The following is a 22,096-nucleotide window of genomic DNA, read 5'->3' as shown; positions in this document are numbered from 1 at the left end:
TTTTTCACAATGTGTTACATATTTTAGCGTTAAATTGTGGCAAAGCCTTAATTGTTAATGTTAATTTAGGACTATTACGATGTTTGAGCGCATACCTAGCGCAATACTTTATTGGAAAAATAAAATGAAAAAAATTATTGGCTTTAGCGCCATAGCACTTGCTGTATTAAGTGGTTGTTCAAATACTTCGTCGGTTTCAACGCCTCCTAAAGCGAGTTTATTAGCTGATTCATTAGTTGTTAGCCCAAATGATAACCGAGAATATAAAACGTTAAAACTAGCAAACGAAATAGAAGTTATTTTGGTTTCAGATCCGAGCGCCGAAAAATCAGCGGCTTCATTAAGTGTTGGCGTTGGTTTGCTACATGATCCTATATCACAACAAGGTATGGCGCATTATTTAGAGCATATGTTGTTTTTAGGCACTGAGCGTTACCCAGACACAAAAGGGTATTCTGATTTCATGACCAAAAATGGTGGAGTTAATAACGCCTACACTTGGCTCGATATTACCAACTACATGTTTAAGATTAATAACGATGCCTTTGATGAAGGCCTAGATCGTTTTGCTGATTTTTTTAAAGCACCAAAACTATACCCTGAGTACGCAGAAAAAGAAAAAAATGCAGTAAATGCAGAGTGGTCGATGCGCAGAGAAATGGACTTTTTTGGTCAGTTTAAACTTGCGCGTAAAATGATGGGCGATCATCCCGCTAACCGTTTTTTAATCGGTAACCTTGAAACGCTAGGCGATAAAGAAGATAGCTCATTGCATAAGGAAACCGTCGATTTTTATAATAAATATTATTCTTCAAATATTATGAAAGTTGCACTTATTTCTAACTTGCCAATTGCTGAGATGGAGCAAAAAGCGCAAAAATATTTTGCTGATATACAAAATAAGCACATAGAAAAGCCTGCTGTAACCGCAAAAGTAGATTTTGATAAAGCGGGCGGTAAACGTGTATTTTACTCTCCGAATGAAGATGTAAAACAGCTGCAGTTAGATTTCACGATTGCCAATAACGCTAATGAATTTGCCGTTAAGCCAAATCGTTTTGTTGCCTATTTATTAAGTAACGAAATGCCGGGCAGCCCAGCGCAAATTTTACGTGATAAAGGGTGGGTATCGCAGTTATCAGCATCACCATCACCAACTCAATACGGTAATTACGGCACACTTAATGTAAATATTGAATTGACCGATGAGGGTATGAAAAATCGCGAAACAATCGTTGCGACGATTATGCAATACATCGATTTAATTAAAAAAGAGGGTGTAGATAGTAAGTACTTTAATGAAATTAAAACATCGCTTAGCAACCAGTTTAAATTTTTAGAAAAAGGCGATGAGTTTAACTATGTAAGCTCGCTTACCGGTAGCATGCAGGTTTATCCGCTTAATCATGCGATTAATGCCCCTTACTATTATGCAAAATTTGATGCTGATGCAGTCAATAACGTACTTGACCAACTAAACGCTAAAACGCTACGTGTTTGGTACATCTCTAAACAAGAGGAAACGGATTCACAACTGCATTTTTATGATGGTAAGTATCGCATAGACGATATCAGCGATGATGAAATTGCCAGCTGGAAAAAACCAAGTGAATTTAAATTAGCGCTTCCAAGTGTAAATAACTTACTGCCGGAGAGCTTTGCAATTAAAACTAAAGCGTTTAAAGAGCAAAAACACCCAGTACTAGCCTATGATAAAAACGGTGTAAAGGTATGGCGCCAAGCAAGTCAAAAGTTTGCAGAGCAACCTAAAGGACTTGTTGAGGTATATATAAACACGCAACCTGGTTTAAACGATATTAATGCCGAGGTGCTTTATTCGGTATGGGCTGATTTATATAATATTCAACAAAGCCAGCTAAGCACAGAGGCTGCAATAGCGGGTATGAGTGTGAGTCTTGCGCCAAGTAATGGCCTTGTATTATCAATGAGCGGCTTTACCGATAAACAAGATGTACTACTTAAACAAGCGCTTAATGGTTTGAAAGCGGATGTTACTGCACAAGCATTTAATCAAGCAATTGATCGTTATAAACGTGATTTATTAAACCAGCAAAAGCAGTTCCCTTATGCACAAGCCTTTGGTGAATATTCAAAACTCGTTCGCACAGGTAGCTTTGATACTGATGCACTTATAAAAGCAGCTGATTCTTTATCTGTGGCTGATTTAAACCAATTAAAAACAGCAACGTTTGCTAAAAACGATTTACGTGTATTTAGTTATGGTAATTATAACCAACAAGATATTGACGCAATAGCTGGCGAATTAAGCGCGACACTTGCAAGTAATCACACGCACAGCGAATTTGCCCGCAGCAAGGCATGGTTGCCTCAACCTGGTGAAACGTTGGTACTGCAAAAAGACATTGATGTGGCAGATGTAGCTGTTGTTGATATGACTGTACACCCAGTTGCAGGTTACAAGCAAAAGGCACAAGCTGCCGTATTACAAGGTCATTTTAGAACCGTTGCGTTTGATAAAATGCGTACCGAAGAGCAGCTAGCCTACGCAGTAGGTGCATTGGCTCGCCCAATAGAAGAATACTCAGCTATTGGTTTGTTTATTCAGACACCGGTTAAAGGCCCTAAAGAGATACAAGCACGCTTTGATCAATTTAAAAAAGAGTATGCGGTAGAGCTTGATAATATGAGTAATGACACTTTTGAGCAGCTTAAAAAGGCCACATTAGTGTCACTTAAAGAGCTGCCTAAAAATTTAAGCGACGAAATGAGCCCGCTTATTAATGACTGGTACCGCGAAAACTTTAAATTTAATTCAAAGCAAAAACTGATTGATGAAGTAGAAAAAGTAACCCTTGCAGATATAAGACAGTACTACAAGCAAACTATGTTAAACCCACAAGCAGCGCGTTTAAATGTGCAGCTGCGTGGTACTAAGTTTATTGAAAGTGAGTTTGCAGATTTACCTAATCAATCCAAAATTACAACATTCGATACTTACTACAAAGGCATCAAGCTTCAAAAATAATCGGCCACCTCAAAATCAGATAAGGCTAGTAGAAACACTAGCTTTATCTGCGACTCCCTTTCACAAATTCTAATGTTTAATTAAATCTTCTTCTGTTAGCTAAAAATAGCAATTTTAGTTATGTAAAAAGTTAATATTTATTGTTGCTAAAAATAGAAGATGAAAGATTGACAGCAGAAAAATAGCAAAAGTTATAAATTAAAATGTTTATTGCATATTTTTTATAAATATAAATGATAACTAATTATGCTATCTTTTCTTTCCCTTTTTTAGAATGTTTTACCCTCTGCGCAACCAGTAAATACTGGCTTTTATAAAGAAAGTAGTTTTTTTCTTAATTAATAAATTAACAAGTGTTAACATGCGGGGGCTCATTGTTTAGTTTTTTAAATTAAAATTATCGCTTGCATTTCGTACCTCGAGAGGGTAAATTCTCGTCCCTGTCAACCTATGCACCCATATTTTTTGCTTTTGTTAGGCTTAAAGTATTGGTTTTTAATTGATAGTAACTATTTTAAATAAATTAATGAGAAATGATAATGTTTGGAAAATTCAAAATGTTACCGCTTGCTGCGATAATGTTAACAGGTTCGGTTTACGCAGATGCAGTAGTAATTAAAAACCCAGGCTTTGAAAGTGGCCTAACTTATTGGACGATAATTGATGACGCTCGTGCATCAATTATAAGTAAATCTGGTACGCAATCTCTACAACTAATGGGTTCACCAGCGCGTGTACACCAGTGGGTTGACGTTGAAAAAAATACAGATTACATCCTTACCGGCTATGTAAATGGTTCAGGTAAGTTTGGTGTTAATAATGGCTATGATGTAGTAAAAAAAGTAGTGTTTGATGTGAGCAAATGGAGTAAAGCTGTTGTTCCGTTTAATTCTAAATCTCGCTCAAGAATTCAGGTTTACACTAAATTTAATGACGAATTCCAGCATGGCTATTTTGATGATATACAATTAGTTAGAGCGGACTCTATACCAACAGACCCAACAGATCCAACAGAGCCAACAGAACCGACTCCTGTACCAGAACAGTGTGGCGTGACTAAGTTAGAAGTTATCGAAGCTAGCGATGATGGTTCGTATAACAACAACTACTCACCAGAAAAAGCGATCGATGGATTCTTAACTAATTCATCTCGTTGGTCTTCTAAAGGTGACGGAAAATGGATCCAATTTGACCTTGGCGGTGAAACGACGATTGATAGTATAAAAACAGCATGGTTATCAGGCGATAAGCGTACTGCTTACTTTGATATTGAAACATCACTAGACGGTGAAAACTGGGTTCCTGTAGTTACAGATGCTGAATCTCAAGGTGATGACTCGCTTAATAAAGATGATTTAGGCGATGTTTATGCACGTTTCATCCGTATTGTTGGTTACGGAAACAGCTCATCTGAAGATTCTGAGTGGAATAGTTTACTAGATGTAGAAGTGTATGGTTGTGGTGAACTTAAAGAAAGCCCAATAGAAACTCCGACTGAACCAACTGAACCAACTGAACCAACTGAACCAACTGAACCGACAGAACCACCTGCTTCGTGTCCAATTACTCGCTTAAGCGCTTCAGCGAGTGATGATGGTTCATCAAGCGGCAATTACGGACCAAGCCTTGCGGTAGACGGTTCTTTGAAAGATGCTTCTCGTTGGTCTTCTAAAGGTGATGGCAAATGGCTACAGTTAGACTTAGGTGGCGAGACAACTGTTGATTCAATTCAAACAGCTTGGTATTCAGCAGATAAGCGTACTGCTTATTTTGATATTGCTGCGTCATTAGATGGTGTTAACTGGGATTCAATTCTTACGGGAGCAGAATCACAAGGTGACGAGGATCTAAATGCGAATAATTTAGGCGATGTGTATGCGCGTTTTATCCGAGTAATTGGCCAAGGTAATAGCTCTTCTGAAGATTATGAATGGAACAGCTTACTAGAAGCACAGCTTTACGGTTGTGGTGAGTTAGTGGATAGTCCAATTGAAGTGCCAACTGACCCTACGGAACCGACAGAGCCTACAGACCCAACTGATCCAGGTGAATCAATTCCAGACTTGAAGATTCCTGAAAATATCACCAATGGTTCAATTTTTGAACTGGAAGGTAGTGATCCAAGAATTAACGAATCTACTTTAGTGTTCCTTGCACTTGAAGAACAAGTGACTACGCCTAACGGTAACGGCTGGCGTCATGAGTACAAAATTAAAGAAAGTAAACGTATCGCGATGACTGATACGTACGAAGAGTTCCAAGCAACGATCAAAGTTGATCTTTCAACTGGCGGTAAAACTATCGTTGCACAGCATCACGCAGGTGATACTGGTACAATCATGAAACTTTATGTGTCTGATACTGATGAATCAGGTTTCTATGATAGTAAAGCTGCAAATGGTATTTTTGATGTGTACGTTCGTATTCTTAACAAGAGCGGTAAAGAAGAGAAAAAAGCCCTAGGTACTATTAAGACCGGCGATTCATTTACTTTTCACGTGTTAAATGATTACGGTGTAGTTAAAGTATCTGCTTTCGGTAAGGACTTAGAAACTGAAGTTGAAGATGATTCAGAGTCATACTTTAAATTTGGTAACTACTTACAATCACAATACCCTGAAGGTAATGATAACTGTGGTGAACATGGTGATTCTTCTAGCTTCAAGAAGTGTTTTGAGAAAATTGGTATTACAACGTCTAAAATTACAATGACAGACGTAACATATGTTCGTAAAACAAAATAGCCTTTGCGAATAACATATTTAAACCCGTATAGCGCTTGCTATACGGGTTTTTTATTTTTAATATTACTTATGTTTTATAAACTATTAGAAGTCCAGTCAACTAATTTTAGCCACAGTCTTTGTATCTAACCTCAGATTCATTTGGTTATAAACCAGCATTATAATGGTGTGATTTAGGGTTGTTGCAATAGTCGTTGATATACTCGCTTACATTGTATGTATCATCTTTAAAGTTATCATATCCAACCTTTTACCAGCTTCGTTTTATAGCTTCTAACTTCAATTGGTCCCGGTGATTGGACTTCCCAGCTTTCACTAGACAGTTTTTAATATCTATAGCAGCTGCGATGCACATTGAATACACTGCACGACATGCTAATTGGGTAATGCTCTCATTGGTTTAACTGGGCTTCCAAACTTCTCAATTATCAAGAATTGTTAAGGGGATCGGACATTAAAAGGGTGGTAGCCTTTTTAATATACCTTCTTTAATTCAATGCGTTGGATTGTTTTTTAAGTACATGAATTTTAAACTGTTCAGGCGATATTGGCGATATTGGCGATATTGGCGATATTGGCGACGTTGTGGTTGTCTGGCCATTTAGTTCTTATTTTAATTGAATAACTTATTTATTTACTGTTGTTTTATTGACTACCACCGCCTTGGCAGGATCTTTTTTATGTGTAACCTTGGATGACTACAATGTGAGTAGTTTCTAATTTGATTACCGAGGAGTAGGTGTCGCGTTTTGACTTCGTTATTTTTACCCAAATTAACTAAGCTAGTACAGTGTGACTTTGCTCATAAAACACCTCTTATTGTAATTTACAATGTACCTCACTGTGTTTAGCAAGCTATGGGAAGTCCAACTGTATAAAAGCATGGTGCAATAGGGTAGTGTGGGATTTTGTGTAGTAAAAATTATTACACGTAGTTGTTTGTTATAGCAGCTAGTTAAATCGTAAAATATTCACATTAGTCATTTACACTAATGTGAATATTGCACTTATTATGGTCTATAAAGAATTTAAAAATGTTAGTAGGGCTGAACGCTCTGTGTTGCTAAGAGATTCATAGGCAATACGAGATTGCTCTGCTTCCCCACTATGCCACATGATTGCTTCATTAATAGTACGTGCGCGGCCATCATGAAGATAGTTTGCATCAGGTGCACACACATCATCTCCTTGGTAACCTGTTGGATTAGTTACTCCACCCGTGACACATGCTGATAAACCAAGGCCCCAAAGCGGCGCTGTGCGCCATTCTGCTCCAGTTGCATTTCCGCCACCTAAGTTGTCAGCAAGGCCTTCCCCCATATCATGAAGCAATAAGTCAGTGAATGGACGAACAGTTTGGTTTCGAAGCTCTGCGTGCACAGCAAACTCGCTAGTTTTCATTGTGCTTCTATGACAGCTCTCACAACCCGTTTCGTTGAAGACTGTTTCACCTAAAATTACGTCTGGATCGTCAAGGTCGCGCTGTGCACGAACACCTAGTAAAGAAACATATTTAACTAAATCATTTAGGTGTTCATCAGACAGTTCTGAGCCAGTATTATTACCGCATGTGGTTTGTTGCGGTCCACAATCTGGTGTTGGTATTACTGATGTCATTACACCCATATCTGTATTTAATGCGCCAGCAACTTGATGCATAATACTTGTTGCATTACCTTTATAACCAAATCGTCCTAGGCGAGTTTCGCCGGTAATAGGGTCAGTAGATAAACGTGCTTTACCAGAAATGCCATCTCCATTGAGGTCTGCTTCATCTTCACGTTCTAATATTGTCTCCTCACTTATTGCTTCTAGTAAGCCAAGACCAACGAGTTGTGGTGCTAAGCGAGCAGAAAAACGGGCTGGGCGACCTTTTGAAAACTCATAGTTTGGTGAACGTAATCCGTTATTTTCAGTCCATGAGGCAATTTTTACTGTGCCTTCACCTAAATCTGTATTAATACCTATATTATTTGGTTGTAGGATGTAGCCGCGTAGCGGGTCTGGGTTCCCATTTTCATCTGCAATCGCAAAGACCCATTTATCAAGTGGCAAACCAACATCTGCTACAGATGCGCGTCCGTTTCTTTCATGGCAGCCTGCGCAAGTTGCGTTGACATAGTTAGGGCCTGCTTTACCAACAAGTTCTGAAAATATACCATTTTCAACACTTTCATCATGTCCACCAGTGTTAAAGTTCGTATGATGGACACGACGCCCTTTTACAAATGTTTGCCCATTGATATTAGACAAATTAGTCGCCATCTGCATGAAGTGGTTATCAGACTCTGCAGTGTAATTGTAAGGTAAAGTAGTGCCGCCACCAAGACGACCATTTTCTGCTATTGGGTAAGAATCTTCACGTTCGGATTCTTTATCTTCAAAGTCACCGACTGTTTTCCATGGCACCAGGCCTTCACCTACAATATATAGGTAAGTTGTACCGTAATAGTTTTCACGCCCTTCAGGCACATCGTCTAAAAATTGGCTTACTTCAAATTCCATACGTTGGCCTACGGCTAAAGGAATATTATCAGATGCTGACCAATTTAAAGGGCGGTATCGATCAATCACTAACTGATAGCGATATTGGTCGCCATCGTCACTAATTTTGTTAAAGTTATTATCGTAGCTACCATTGTCTAGCTCAACAACGTTACCACCTAAATTACCATGATACTCAGCAACTGTGTTTAAACCACGATACCAAGCTCTAAGTTCTTTTGGACCTAATTTCCATTCGGTTATAAATGTTATTTCTAACGTTGTTCCGCCTTTAGCGACATAGTCAACAAACTCAAACTGTGCCGTACGGTGTATCCAATAGTGAGATAGGTAATGATCATAGGCTTGAAATTGATCTTCTTTTGCATGACGGTCACGACCGCGATCAGCGAAGCGAGTAACTAATGCGTCACCTCTGTCAAATGTGATGGCTTGCTCAAGTTGTGTATTGGCGTCAAATAAAGGAACAATACTTGTTAAATCAATATCAGATGGGTTGTCAGCATTGTTATTGTCGCCATTATCGCCATTATCGCCATTATCGCCATTATCGCCATTATCGCTATTATCGCCAGTATCGCTATTATCGCTATTATCGCTATTGTCGAACACTGTGCTGCTAAAAACTAGGTTAAACCAAGGTGACGTTTTTACTCTGTTATCACTGTCTAAATAGGTGAAAGAGTAAACGATTTGATCGCCATCACTCAGTCCTGTAAGGGTTTTTGTATTGTTGTCTCCGTTGTTAGTCATTCTGAAATTACGCTGCGTACCTTCATTAACAATATAATGTACATCAGCCCAATCAGGTAAATTAACAACAAAATCTAGTGAACTTTGTGAAGTGATTTCAATATCTAAAGTATTAGTTTGTGTAATTTTGCAACCAGCTTCATCGACAACCGTCTCTGGTAGGGTATTAGTGCATTGATCTTGAGCATCAAGTACTCCATCATTATCACTATCAATAACCGTATTAATTACTTCTGGTTCTATAAGTGTCAACTCTAGCCAATTAAAATTAAAACTTCCGCTTTGAGCAGTAATAGTTAATGTATGTTGCGATGCTTCTAGTTCTACTGTGCTTAAAAGCAATGTTTCATATTCATGCCAACCTTCTGTCGCAGCCGTATTGTTTGTAATCACTTCATCATCAATAGATAACGTAAAACTACCCGTTACTGCAGAGGCAATTCGTGCGCTAATGTTGTATGTACCTGCACCTAAATCTAATGTGTAACTCAGAGATTCACCAGGCTCAATCCAGCCAACATTGTAACCGCCGCCTTGATCTGTTGTTTTTTGAACATCAACGGCATCATTACGGTATTCGCCACCAATATTTATCGGTGTTTTATCATAGTAGCTAGTGTAATCCTCAGCTTCTATGCGCACACTCTGTGCAGTTAGTATTTGGCAGCCGTTATTATCAACACTGTTGCCAACTTGAGTATCTGGACAGATATCATCAATATCTAATACACCGTCGTTATCTGTATCATCTGGCGTTGAGGTGGTTGCGCCACCTAACCATACAATGTCGTCAATTGCCATTTCAAATGGGGCTGTTGGTAAATCATTATCAAGGCTTGCGATATAAAAAAGGCCCTTTAATGATTGCAGTGCTATTAATTCACCACGTAACTCGTTAACAGGAATAGTTACAGTAGACCATTGACCATCACGAACTAATCCGTAATATTCTTCATCAGCTGGAAATTCAATCCAATTTATGTTCGTATATGTATCTTCAATGCCTATTTTAAACGACACGTCTGCTGGTATTTTAATTTTAAAACTTAATACACCATCTTCTGAAAAATTGCTTAGGTCTCTAATTTCGCGAGCTTGAATACCTGCACCAAACCATTCATTTTTAGACGTGTAATCCCACGAAATAACATTACTGCCTTCAAATGGTAGTTCATTGCCTTCGCTGATCGATTGTGTATTCCAGATAAAAATATCAGCACTTGTCCCTATTTCAAGCTGGTTGTTAGTGGCTGTTGTGTCTGTATATATGCCTAAGCTGCCATTTTCAGGCACTGTTTGGTCACCAATAAAAACCTCACCTTGGCCATCTAATTCATATACTCGTACGTAATCTACATACATTTTAGCCGGTTTTACGGCTGAAACTTGGCTGTTCGTAATTGCATCAGTGAAGTTGCCGCCAACAGCTAAATTTAGTAGTAAGTAAAACGGAGCTTGGAATTCGCTTGATTCCTCTGTGATAGTAAAAGGCGTATCAAATAAGTCAATTTCAACACCTTCGTCTTCAACAGTGAAACGAATGTGTGAATCAGTCCAATAGGTTCGGTATGTTACAAAGCGGTTTGTTAATGGCGTATTTGATACGTGAGCATTATCGTTTTGCCACGCGATACTTGCGGCACATGTTGGGTTTCCGTCGCTACATGCATCTTCAGTGTAAAATATTAAGTTAGATCCAACATAATGATTGATATCGGCTCCAGGGAAGCCTGCATCAGCACGAGCTTGTTCTTTGTGGCCCATTTCCATCATGTCAATTTCGCCTTTAGCAGGCCAAGATTGATTTGTAGTACCAAGTAACCACGCTGCAGGCCATAATCCGACACCCACATCGGGTACCATCATACGTACTTCTATCATGCCATATTTAACAGCTATTTTATTTTTTGTTTGCACTTTGCCAGAGGTAAAAGCATACCCGTTGCTTGTCTCGTCTTTAGCCTCTAAAACAAGTGCTCTATTGCCAATTTCATTTGGAATATCATCTATGTATGCATTTTCATTCGCATACCATTGGAGCTCTTGATTCCCCCAACCGCATAACCCTTGGTCACACCCATCGCCAGTATCTACTGTCCATGTTTGATCATTTAATGTGTTAAAATTTTCTTCCCAAATAATGGGTCCGACTGCAGCATTAGCGTGCATTGTGGTTGACAGCAGGGATAACGTTAGCCCTGTGAGTAATATACGTTTCTTCATCTATTATTTCCTAATAACTATCACTAATTAAAACTATATAAAAGATAAAATCCATCAAATTGAAAAAGACGTATGTGGGTTACTTAAATATTTACCGACATATCGTTGCGGATATATCACTTTCTATTTAAAGCAAGACACTTTGTTTTTGAACAATTAGTGATTGTTTAGGAAATTATTTCTAATGATTTAGTATTTTAATTAGTGAGGTTATACATTCTTAATGCTTATTTTGGTTGTAAGTGGAGATAATATAAAATAGGTACAGTTTTGTCATTATAAATTTAACGAAATTGTAACAAGAATCAACGTTTAGTGTTTTAATATGGCTTATGCAAAAAGTTAGTAGGTTTGTTGAGGCTATGTTTTATCAGGCCAGAAATAAATTTCGTACCTGATAAAACACATAAGTAGAGGGGGGGATTAAAGTCGCGATTGTTCTATTTTAATTGCGACGTTTGAATTTATCTCTTGCCATATTCTTTCAAGTGTCGATACAAGGCCATCATAACCGTCATCTTCTAAAGGAACTACATTTGAAAAGTTATGAATACTAATTAAACGTCGTCCGGTTTCAGGGTGAGTGTAATATAAGCGCCACAGGCCCGAGATATCCGCATTGCCCTCTAAATCACCATTAAAATGATGAACTTCGTATTCAAGTTCATAAAATGTTTGCTGATCAAGTTCAGTAATTACGGGCAACCCTTTTATTACCATCCAATTTGGCATGGCATTAAACAAGGTTTGTTGTGCGCTTGCCGTTAGCATAGAGTCTGGAGATTCACCCCATAAGTTGTAATTAGCAGCATGAATTTGGTTACTGTCAATTTTCATCGCAATACCCAAATTGTTGAGCGCACCTCTAAGTACAACGGTTTGCACTCTAAGCTGTGCATCAGTAGACGCTACATTTCGAGATGATGCGCCAATAGGCTGTTCAAATTGATAGTACTGCGTTGCAGTTTGTATTGATGCGCTACACCCGGCCAAGAGTAATAAAAAACTAGCAGTTAAAAGTATAGATTTCATTGTTGCTTCCTTGGTTTTGGATCAGCGGGTAGCGACTTGTCAAAAATAAGCATGTTAGGTTGCTCGTTTAAACCACGGGTGAGTGGCTGCAGACCTTCACTTAAACGTTTAAACTCTTTGAGTGTTTGTTGAATTTGATGATGAAGTTCTGAGCCTGCTTGGTAACTGGCCATCGTTTTATCAAATTGACGCATGGTCACTTCAAACTGCTCCATGCTCTTTGTCATTTTTTCAAAGTTACGGTTAAAATCGCCTGGTAAGTTTTGTGTGTCTTTTTGGCTCAACAGTTCGCGCATTTCATTGGCAAGCGATTGGTAGTCACTAAATGTTGCTTGCATTTGCGCTAAGCTATCTTCAATTTTTAAGCTATTTACCTTATTCAATACATCAGACACTTGGTCTGCAAGTACAGTAATACCGCTAGATATACTCGGAAATACATCATATTGTGCAAGCTTATCTAGGTTAGCTTTAGGTGCATCGGGGTAAATATCAAAATCAACATACACAGCACCGGTCAATAAATTACCTGGTTTTAAAGAGGCACGCATACCACTTTCTATCCATCCGCTTAGGCTGCTTTGCCAAAACTCTTTAGCTGCAGCGCTATCGTAATATAAACGACCGTATTCAATTTTAATAAGTACTGGAACAGCTGTGTTGTGGTTTTTAAAATGAGCAGGCTTACCATTTACTATTACATTTGCAGGTGCTTCGACTACGGTACCAATGCGTGTCCCTCTGTACTCTACAGGTGCACCTGTTCGAAGGCCTCGAATTGATTGTTCAAAATCAATAATGTAGTAGTCAAAATCGTAAAAGCGTTCTTCAAGCGCCTCTTTATAACTTTGGCTAAGTGAATAGCTATGCCCATCTTGGGCTATTTCACCTGGGGTTTGTTGCTCAGGCAAACCGACAGAGATCCCCCCTTTTAATAACTTACTTAATGAGCCTGTGTTTATGTTAATACCATCAGCAGAAAGATCGATTTCTATGCCGGCGTTAACCCAAAAAATAGAGTTCATAGTTATTAAGTTTTGGTAGGGTTCTTTAATAAAAATACCGTATTTCATTGCTTGGTTTTTCCAGTCAAATGTGGCGGTTTCTACTTGTCCTATTTTATAATTTTTGAAAAATATACCAGTGCCTACTTCAAGTACTTCAGCGTTGTAACTCATTAACTTAAACCGCCCACCTTTAACATCTTTACCAATTAAAGCGGGTTCGTCTTGCAGTTCAAATCGTTCCTTTAATTCTTCACTTTCACCAGGCGAAAACTCTAAATACACACCCGAGAGTAGTGTACTCATACCGCTTATTCCTGTTTCATCAATGCGGGGTTTTACTACCCATATTTTGGCATCTTCAGTGAGTAATGAATCGTAGTTTTTATCTATTTGGGCGCGGGCAATAACGCTGTCTTGTGTATCCGAAAGTCGAATGTGATCTATTTGACCTATTTTTACACTGCGTACTTTTATTTCAGTTTTACCTGCAATAATACCTTCTGCTTGAGGCATCTTTATATAAATAGTAGAGCCTTTATTTGCCTGATATTGATAAAGCATCCACATACCAACAAGCAGCGCAATAACCGGAATAATCCAGATGGCGGAAATCTTCGGTTCTTTTGTAACGTTTGCCGTCTCTGTCATACTTTTTTCTCTGAAGTTTTATTTTTAGGTGAATCCCACAATAAACGAGGATCAAATGCGTGAGCTGCCATCATTTGGCATATTACCATAACGGTAAAAAATACGATGCCAAGCCCAGGAGTGACCGACATTAAGTTACCTAATTGCACTAATGCAACCAGTATAGCAACAACAAATACATCTATCATTGACCATTTACCAATAAATTCAGTTAGTTGGTAAATTTTCGTATAGCGTTTTGTATGGCAATTTGCGGGCCTTGCAACCATAAAGCATAAAAAGCTAAGCACAAATGCTTTTGCAAGTGGGACAACTACACTGGCTAAAAAGATAATAGCAGCAATAGGGTATGAACCACTGCCCCAAAGCGTAATAACACCACCAATTAAGGTTGAAGGTGATTCATCACCCAGGCTGGTAGTATGCATAATAGGTAATACGTTGGCTGGAATATAACAAACTACTGATGTTATTAGCCAAGCCGTGGCTTTTTGTACACTATTGGGATTTCTTACATGTGTTTTTGTATGGCAGCGCTGGCATACATCGCCAGTACATAGTTGATGGCATACATGACATGCCTTTATATTTTCGTCTATTGCACGTTTAGCATGCTCAGCGCCTTTGAGTTCTTTCGCCGGTTTTATTTGAGCCCAAAGTCTGGGCCTATTTAAATGAGCGAGCGCTGCAATATATAAAATTACAAACCCTACATATGCCCAAAAGCTTGTTCCAAAACTAATATCTGCCAGCGACATAATTTTAACCATACTGACTAGTACGCCAATTAAAAATATTTCACTCATAATCCAAGGCTCAAGTGAGAGGGTCACTTTTAGTAACCGCCTAGCAATGCCTTCAGGGAGCGCTTTTAAAACGCCTAAATGCAGAGGGATCAAGACAACAAGTAAACTCATTGGTAGTGCAATAATGCTCAAATCAATAAATAAGCCCAGCAGCTCACTGTCGTAATTAAATAAGATGCGTGCAGCGTCGGGCAGAGTGATCGTTTGGGTAATGCCGCTACTGCTAAATGAAATAAAAGGATAAAACATGCTGCTAAGCAGCATTAGCAAAGCGCTAAAGCTCAGTGCAACGATACGATTGTCGTGATTAACGTCAGCTTCGCAAAGTTTATGTTGGCAATGAGGGCAAATAGCCATTTGTTTTGCGACTATGCGAGGTATATCGATGATTAGGTCGCAACAGGGGCATACAGTTTGCAATTTAATACCAAGCTAAAAAAACATTTCTTCAATTTTGCTATATTTAATACATTAATACAACGCGTTCTATTAATAAGCTTGCTAATGGCCAAACAGCAAAACGTGTTTGGCCTGCTTTTAATCAAATAAAGCAACTGTTTGGCGTGTAAGGGCTATTAACTCTCCTGATTGCGACCAAATACAGCCATCTTCTAATCCGTAACCACCTTTTGAGTGATGAGTAATAGCCTCAAAACCCAGCCATTCACCAGGTTCTAAATTCGGTGATTGAACAAATTCTAAATACCACGACATACTGCTTGCTGGTGCGGGTTGTTTAAACATTTGTAATAATGTGGGTGGCCATGCATCTGTAAGGGCAATTACGTGCGCTTCTGTTATGTGTTCTGGCGTTTTTTTAAAGCGCATCCAACCACCTAAATGCGATGTGTGTGAACTACTAAAAGGCATACCACCTTGTTGCGGGCATAAATCAACATGTTGAAAAAACTCAGGCATCTGACCTTTTATAAAAGGTAGTGTATGACGCTCATCCACAGGCTTTAAACTTAAAGACTTTGATACAGGTACATTAACCCCCGATTCTCTGTTTTTTGCAAAACATGCTTGTACTACTACACACACTTGTTCGTTTTGAATAGCTTTTGCGAGTACTTGCGTGCTGCTTTTACCTTCTCGGAGTATTTCAACCGATAAGGAAAAAGGGGCATCGGCTAGTAATGGGCCAACAAAATTAGTGCTTAATGAAAGTAAACGGCGCTCTTCATTTACTTGTCCTCTAATAGCTTGATACAACAGCGCTGCAGAAAGTCCACCAAAAGCCGTACGACCTTGGCACCAATTTGCAGGAAACAGCATTGTTTGGTGATTTTTATCGGATTGTGATTTACCAAGGTGTGTTGCTTGGCTAAGTAATTGCTCAAAATGCATGAAGAAGTCCTTAAATAGTGCAATTTAATAAATTTATAACACACCTGAACTTGTCAGACCAGTATTTAAAACCACCATCAGCGGCGCAAAAATCACCATTCCTTATAAAAAATAGGGTTATTTGTTAAATAAATCATAAAAAATGAAATTATTTTCATTTTTACAGTTGAATTAAGTTTGGCGCATCCCTATTTACTATGTCATCGAACGTATTAATGAATATAGAAGTTGGAGAAATTTCATGGGTAAAATTATTGGAATCGATTTAGGTACTACAAACTCTTGTGTTGCAGTACTTGATGGTGACAAAGCACGCGTAATTGAAAATGCGGAAGGCGATCGCACAACCCCGTCTATTATTGCTTACACGCAAGACGGTGAAACTTTAGTAGGTCAACCTGCTAAACGTCAAGCGGTTACTAACCCAACAAATACACTGTTTGCAATTAAACGCTTAATTGGTCGTCGTTTTGAAGACGAGGAAGTTCAGCGCGATATCGGCATCATGCCTTTTAAAATCCTTAAAGCTGACAACGGCGATGCATGGGTAGAAGCGGGCGGCGAAAAACGCGCTGCACCACAAATTTCTGCTGAAGTACTGAAAAAAATGAAAAAAACTGCAGAAGACTTCTTAGGTGAAGAAGTTACTGAAGCGGTAATCACAGTACCTGCATACTTTAACGATTCACAACGTCAAGCAACTAAAGATGCTGGTCGTATTGCGGGCCTTGAAGTTAAACGTATCATCAATGAGCCAACTGCTGCTGCCCTTGCTTACGGCATGGACAAAAACAAAGGCGAGAACATTGTTGCAGTATACGACTTAGGTGGCGGTACTTTCGATTTATCAATCATTGAAATTGATGAAGTTGAAGGCGAGCACACATTTGAAGTACTTGCTACAAACGGCGACACTCACTTAGGTGGTGAAGATTTTGATAACCGTGTAATCAACTACTTAGTAGCTGAATTCAAGAAAGATCAAGGTTTAGATTTAAAAACTGATCCACTTGCAATGCAACGTGTTAAAGAAGCTGCTGAAAAAGCAAAAATTGAACTTTCATCTGCACAATCTACAGAAGTTAACCTTCCGTACGTAACTGCTGATGCAACTGGTCCTAAGCACATGAACGTGAAATTGACACGTGCTAAGCTAGAGTCACTTGTAGAAGACTTAGTTCTTAAGTCAATTGAGCCGCTTAAACGTGCACTAGCTGATGCTGATTTATCAGTAAACGATATCAACGATATCATTCTAGTGGGTGGTCAAACACGTATGCCACTAGTACAAAAAACAGTATCTGAGTTCTTCGGTAAAGAGCCACGTAAAGACGTTAACCCTGATGAAGCAGTGGCAGTAGGTGCAGCAATTCAAGGTGGTGTTTTAGCGGGTGACGTTAAAGACGTACTATTACTTGATGTTTCTCCATTATCTCTAGGTATCGAGACAATGGGCTCAGTAATGACTGCGCTAATTGAGAAAAACACAACGATTCCTACTAAGAAATCGCAAACATTCTCAACAGCAGAAGATAACCAGTCTGCGGTAACAATTCATGTGTTACAAGGTGAGCGTAAACGTTCAAGCGATAACAAATCTCTAGGTCAATTTAACCTAGAAGGTATTCGTCCTGCACAACGTGGTACTCCACAAATTGAAGTAACATTCGATGTTGATGCCGATGGTATCTTACATGTATCTGCTAAAGATAAAGATACAGGTAAAGAGCAAAAAATCACGATTCAAGCATCTTCAGGCTTAAGCGATGAAGAAGTTGAAAAAATGGTTCGTGATGCAGAAGCGCATGCCGAAGACGATAAGAAATTTGAAGAGCTAGTAGCTGCTCGTAACCAAGCTGATGCAATGGTTCACGGCACTCGTAAGCAAGTTGAAGAAGCGGGTGATGCACTTCCAAGTGAAGACAAAGAAGCGATTGAAGCAGCTGTTGTTGACCTAGAAGCTGCAATTAAGAGCGATGATAAAGCTGAAATTGAAGCTAAAACGCAAGCGCTTGCTGAAAAGTCTCAAAAGCTTATGGAAATTGCACAAGCTAAAGCTCAACAAGGCGGTGCAGACGCTGGCGAGCAACAGCAACAATCTACGAAGCAAGATGACGACGTAGTTGATGCAGAGTTCGAAGAAGTAAAAGACGACAAGTAATTGTTTGCTGAGCTTCTAGCTAACTTAAATACAATGACTCAGTTAAGTGTTTAAGTTAGGATGAACAATTGAGGCGCGCAGGCTAAAGCTTGACGCGCCTTTTGCATGTAAATTAGATGGTAAATCGATACGATTTATCGGTTTATCAAGCAGCCTAGCTGCAAACAGAAAAGAGTAGTGTGATAGATATGTCAAAACGCGATTATTACGAAGTCCTCGGCGTAAGCAAAGATGCGAGTGAGCGAGACATAAAAAAAGCGTATAAACGCTTAGCGATGAAATATCATCCAGATCGTACCGCAGGCGATAAAGAACTTGAAACTAAGTTTAAAGAGGTTAAAGAAGCGTACGAGATTTTAACTGACGATCAGAAACGTCAAATGTATGACCAATACGGCCATGCTGCTTTTGAACAGGGCGGTGGCGGCGGTCATGGTGGCTTTGGCGGTGGTCAAGGTGATTTTGGTGATATTTTTGGTGATGTGTTTGGTGATATATTTGGTGGCGGCGGTGGCCGACGTCAATCTCGTCAACAACGTGGATCTGACTTACGTTACAACATGGATTTAAGCCTTGAAGAGGCTGTTCGTGGTAAAGAAGTAGAAATTAAAGTGCCTACATGGGTAAGTTGTGACCCATGTGATGGCAGTGGTGCAAAAGCAGGTTCTAAACCAAAAACATGTCCTACATGTCATGGTGCTGGTCAGGTTCAAATGCGCCAAGGCTTTTTTGCGGTTCAGCAAACATGTCCTACGTGTCAGGGCCAAGGTCAAATTATTTCAGACCCTTGTAATAAATGTCATGGTCAAGGGCGAGTTGAGAAAACTAAAACGCTTTCAGTTAAAATTCCAGCTGGCGTAGATACCGGCGACCGTATTCGTTTAAGTGGCGAAGGCGAAGCGGGTATGCATGGTGCGCCTGCAGGTGACTTGTATGTTCAAGTATCTGTACGTGAACATAAAATATTTGTGCGTGAAGCTAACAACCTGTACTGCGAAGTACCTATTAGCTTTACTACAGCTGGCCTCGGTGGCGAAATTGAAGTGCCTACACTTGATGGCCGTGCAAAACTTAAAATACCTTCAGAAACACAAACGGGTAAAATGTTCCGTATGCGTGGAAAAGGTGTTAAGTCTGTGCGCAGTGGCGCTCAAGGTGATTTAATTTGTAAAGTTGTGATCGAGACGCCAGTTAATTTAAACGAGCGTCAACGTGAACTGCTTAAAGAATTAGAAGAAAGCATGGGCAAAGACAGCTCAAAAAACCGTCCTAAAGAGCAAGGCTTTTTTGATGGCGTTAAAAAGTTTTTTGATGATTTAACTAAGTAATTTGTAATTGAAAAATTATAAAAAACGGTGCTTGATAGCGCCGTTTTTTTTGCTCAAAATTAATGTTATTTTGTTTCTTTAACACTAAATGGTTTAGTAAATGACACCTGCAATAGAGCTTCTAAAAAAAGAGCGCATTACATTTGAAGTACTTAGTTATGAGCATGATGCTAATAATAGTAACTATGGGCAAGAGGCCGTCGAAAAGTTAAGCCTTAATAGTGCACACGTTTTTAAAACCTTAGTACTTGAAACAAGCGAAAGCCAACTCATAGTGGCCATAACGCCTGTTACACAGCAAGTGCAACTAAAGCAACTTGCAAAGGTGTGTGGTACTAAAAAGGTTGCAATGGCAGCGGCTTCCAAGGTGCAAGCTACAACTGGCTATATTTTAGGGGGCGTTAGCCCACTTGGGCAAAAAAAACGCTTAACCACGTTTATACATTCAAGTGCGTTAAGTATGTACAAAATTTATGTTAGTGCGGGTAAGCGAGGGCTAGAAATTGCGCTTTCGCCACAGGATTTAGCATCCACTATTAACGCAAAGTTTGCAGATTTTTAATCCCTATTAATACACTTCTTTGAGTAAACAACATAAATTTTGTGTTGTGAATTTGCTGCATTAGCTATTGTTAACTACATTCAAACTACCTTAAGCGTTAAGTTTTATGGCTATGTATGAATTTTACGGATGTGAATTACTTTGCTATTTTGGTGGCTTCGCTGTCATCTTTTATGCTTGGTGCAGTATGGTATTCAAAGATACTTTTTAAAAATGCATGGCTTGAAAATAGTGGGTTAACGGAACAAGATTTACAATTAGCAGATCCTAGGCTTATTTTTGCTGGGAGCTTCTTATTAACATTTACAGCTTCACTCGTACTCGCTCTATTTTTAGGACAAGAAGCCGGTATTGGAGAAAGCTTAGGCACTGGTTTTGCTATTGGATTATTTTGGGTGTGTAGCTCTTTAGGGCTAAGTTATATCTTTGAACAACGACCCTTAAAACTGTTTTTGATCAATGGCAGTTACTATGTAATGCAGTTTTCTTTAATGGGACTAATATTGGGGCTTTGGCCATAAAAAGCTTTTGAGCGTTATATTTGTAGTTGTTTATTATTAAAGTAACGTTAATTAATCAAAGCATAGCTATTATTTTATCTAAATAGGTCAAGCCTTATGGGAGTGCCCTAAAGGCGATTACTTTTTGTTATTGGGCTTTTAATTAGTTATTAAGTTATAAACCTCGCGCCTCTATTAACTCGCCTTTTGGTAGGACCATTTTAATCTTCAAGGGCCAATAAGCCACAATGGTATGGTAAACATATTGATGAGAATACTAGTTGTTGACGATATGCCACTCATGCGCCACGTATTAATTAATATGTTAAGAAAACTCGAGTATAGTAATGTTGTAGAGGCAACAGATGGTCTTCAAGCCTTAGCCTTACTGCATGAGCAGCATTTTGATTTAGTTATAACAGACTTACATATGCCAAAAATGAATGGCGTAAACTTGCTCGATAATATTCGAAAAAACGAACAACTAGCCAATATCCCTGTGCTTATGGTTACCTGTGAAGATAGTGCAGAGACTGTTAAACAAGTAATAAAGGCAAAAGTATCTGGGTTTATTGTTAAGCCATTCAATATGAATGTTCTTTCATCGCAACTCGGACGATTCTTTTTTAGAGATTGACATATATTTGTTACTCTACCCACATTTAAATCACCCATCTCATGAAAGGTCATAATGGCAAAACCAAATAAAAAAGGACCGACTAAAACGGTCGACATTTTTTGCTCTGCCTGTAAAGCTGCGCTATTTAAATATCGCAAAGGGGGCAAAGGCGCACTGGTTAAATGTTTTAAAGAGCGTATTAGTCAAGATTTTACATCCCAAGCCTGTATTTGCCCAAATTGTAACCGTCCATTTGCTCGAGAAACGATTATTCGGGGTACACCCGCATATAAAATTATTGGCGGAAAAGTGACCTTTAAATAAGCATCCACCTTAAGTGTTGAGCATACGGACATATGCCCTTGTGAGATTGCGCAATATTGATAGAATCGCCCGGTTTTGCTGTTTCAATGAATGAAAAAATACCCTCCCCATGGATCGGGCCAGTTTTTTGGGTTTTTTAAACGGATAAAGGATCGTTGCGTGATAGCACTCTTATTTGACATCATAGGTATGACAGGTACTTTTTTAGTAGTTGGCTCATTTTTTTTACTACAGCTTGGTAAAACATCCCCAACCAGCTTAGTGTATAATATGATGAACTTAACAGGGGCAATATTGTTGTTAATTAGCCTTTGTTATAACTTTAATTTAGCTAGTTTTGTGATTGAAATATTTTGGATAGCCGCGTCATTAATTGGCTTATACAAATATATTAAGAATAGACCGGCACTCGCTACAAATTAATAAACTATTATTTTTTAGCTTGATAAACGCTGTAAGCATGACTGTTTACGGCGTTTTTTGTTTTTTAGTATAAATTAGCGCTAAGTGCTTAATAAAATGCATTT

Annotated in this window: 14 protein-coding genes; 9 read left to right on the top strand and 5 right to left on the bottom strand. The window is 38.8% G+C overall.

From position 1 onward, the window contains the following. Positions 1-124 precede the first annotated feature (124 nt). Together J8L71_RS05805 and J8L71_RS05800 are read left to right on the top strand one after the other, a co-directional pair. The gene (locus tag J8L71_RS05805) at positions 125-3,007 is read left to right on the top strand and encodes an insulinase family protein (protein WP_210999699.1); all 2,883 of its coding nucleotides are present in this window, start codon (positions 125-127) and stop codon (positions 3,005-3,007) included. 539 nt (positions 3,008-3,546) lie between these two features. After that, a complete protein-coding gene (locus tag J8L71_RS05800; RefSeq protein ID WP_210999698.1) occupies positions 3,547-5,751 on the top strand; it encodes a discoidin domain-containing protein in 2,205 nt (734 codons plus the stop codon). A 1,017-nt stretch (positions 5,752-6,768) separates the two neighbouring features. Here J8L71_RS05800 and J8L71_RS05795 read toward each other — a convergent pair. From J8L71_RS05795 to J8L71_RS05775, 5 genes are all read right to left on the bottom strand, one after another. After that, complete coding sequence (locus J8L71_RS05795) at positions 6,769-11,232, bottom strand: di-heme oxidoredictase family protein (RefSeq protein ID WP_210999697.1); 4,464 nt, start codon at positions 11,230-11,232, stop codon at positions 6,769-6,771. A gap of 423 nt (positions 11,233-11,655) precedes the next feature. Beyond that, positions 11,656-12,264: a PqiC family protein gene (locus tag J8L71_RS05790; RefSeq protein WP_210999696.1), complete on the bottom strand. Its 609-nt coding sequence runs from the start codon at positions 12,262-12,264 to the stop codon at positions 11,656-11,658. Then, entirely contained in the window at positions 12,261-13,919 is a 1,659-nt protein-coding gene (pqiB, locus tag J8L71_RS05785; protein WP_210999695.1) for an intermembrane transport protein PqiB, read from the bottom strand. The genes J8L71_RS05790 and pqiB overlap by 4 nt, the downstream gene beginning before the upstream one ends. Then, on the bottom strand, positions 13,916-15,145 hold the full coding sequence (locus J8L71_RS05780) for a PqiA/YebS family transporter subunit (protein WP_210999694.1): 1,230 nt from the start codon (positions 15,143-15,145) through the stop codon (positions 13,916-13,918). The genes pqiB and J8L71_RS05780 overlap by 4 nt, the downstream gene beginning before the upstream one ends. Positions 15,146-15,262: 117 nt before the next feature. Then, positions 15,263-16,075 carry a thioesterase family protein gene (locus J8L71_RS05775; protein ID WP_210999693.1) on the bottom strand — a complete coding sequence of 271 codons (813 nt, stop codon included), beginning with the start codon at positions 16,073-16,075 and terminating at the stop codon, positions 15,263-15,265. Positions 16,076-16,316: 241 nt separating this feature from the next. Here J8L71_RS05775 and dnaK point away from each other — a divergent pair, with 241 nt between their 5' ends. The 7 genes from dnaK (at position 16,317) to J8L71_RS05740 (ending at position 21,992) form a co-directional block, all read left to right on the top strand. Continuing rightward, positions 16,317-18,236 (top strand): molecular chaperone DnaK, encoded by a 1,920-nt coding sequence (gene dnaK, locus J8L71_RS05770; RefSeq protein WP_210999692.1) that lies wholly within the window; start codon positions 16,317-16,319, stop codon positions 18,234-18,236. A 188-nt stretch (positions 18,237-18,424) separates the two neighbouring features. Then, positions 18,425-19,564 carry a molecular chaperone DnaJ gene (gene dnaJ, locus J8L71_RS05765; protein ID WP_210999691.1) on the top strand — a complete coding sequence of 380 codons (1,140 nt, stop codon included), beginning with the start codon at positions 18,425-18,427 and terminating at the stop codon, positions 19,562-19,564. 100 nt (positions 19,565-19,664) lie between these two features. Continuing rightward, a complete protein-coding gene (gene ybaK, locus J8L71_RS05760; protein WP_210999690.1) occupies positions 19,665-20,126 on the top strand; it encodes a Cys-tRNA(Pro) deacylase in 462 nt (153 codons plus the stop codon). Between the two features lie 116 nt (positions 20,127-20,242). Then, positions 20,243-20,647, top strand: a complete 405-nt coding sequence (locus J8L71_RS05755; RefSeq protein WP_210999689.1) for a DUF1761 domain-containing protein — start codon at positions 20,243-20,245, stop codon at positions 20,645-20,647. Between the two features lie 247 nt (positions 20,648-20,894). Continuing rightward, on the top strand, positions 20,895-21,263 hold the full coding sequence (locus J8L71_RS05750) for a response regulator (RefSeq protein ID WP_210999901.1): 369 nt from the start codon (positions 20,895-20,897) through the stop codon (positions 21,261-21,263). A gap of 54 nt (positions 21,264-21,317) precedes the next feature. Next, entirely contained in the window at positions 21,318-21,569 is a 252-nt protein-coding gene (locus tag J8L71_RS05745; protein ID WP_210999688.1) for a hypothetical protein, read from the top strand. A 159-nt stretch (positions 21,570-21,728) separates the two neighbouring features. Next, positions 21,729-21,992: a hypothetical protein gene (locus tag J8L71_RS05740; protein ID WP_210999687.1), complete on the top strand. Its 264-nt coding sequence runs from the start codon at positions 21,729-21,731 to the stop codon at positions 21,990-21,992. The last annotated feature ends 104 nt before the right edge of the window (positions 21,993-22,096 follow it).

The organism is Pseudoalteromonas sp. MMG007, from assembly GCF_018100985.1.
Lineage (GTDB): Bacteria > Pseudomonadota > Gammaproteobacteria > Enterobacterales > Alteromonadaceae > Pseudoalteromonas.
This window is presented reverse-complemented; position numbering and strand designations above follow the sequence as displayed.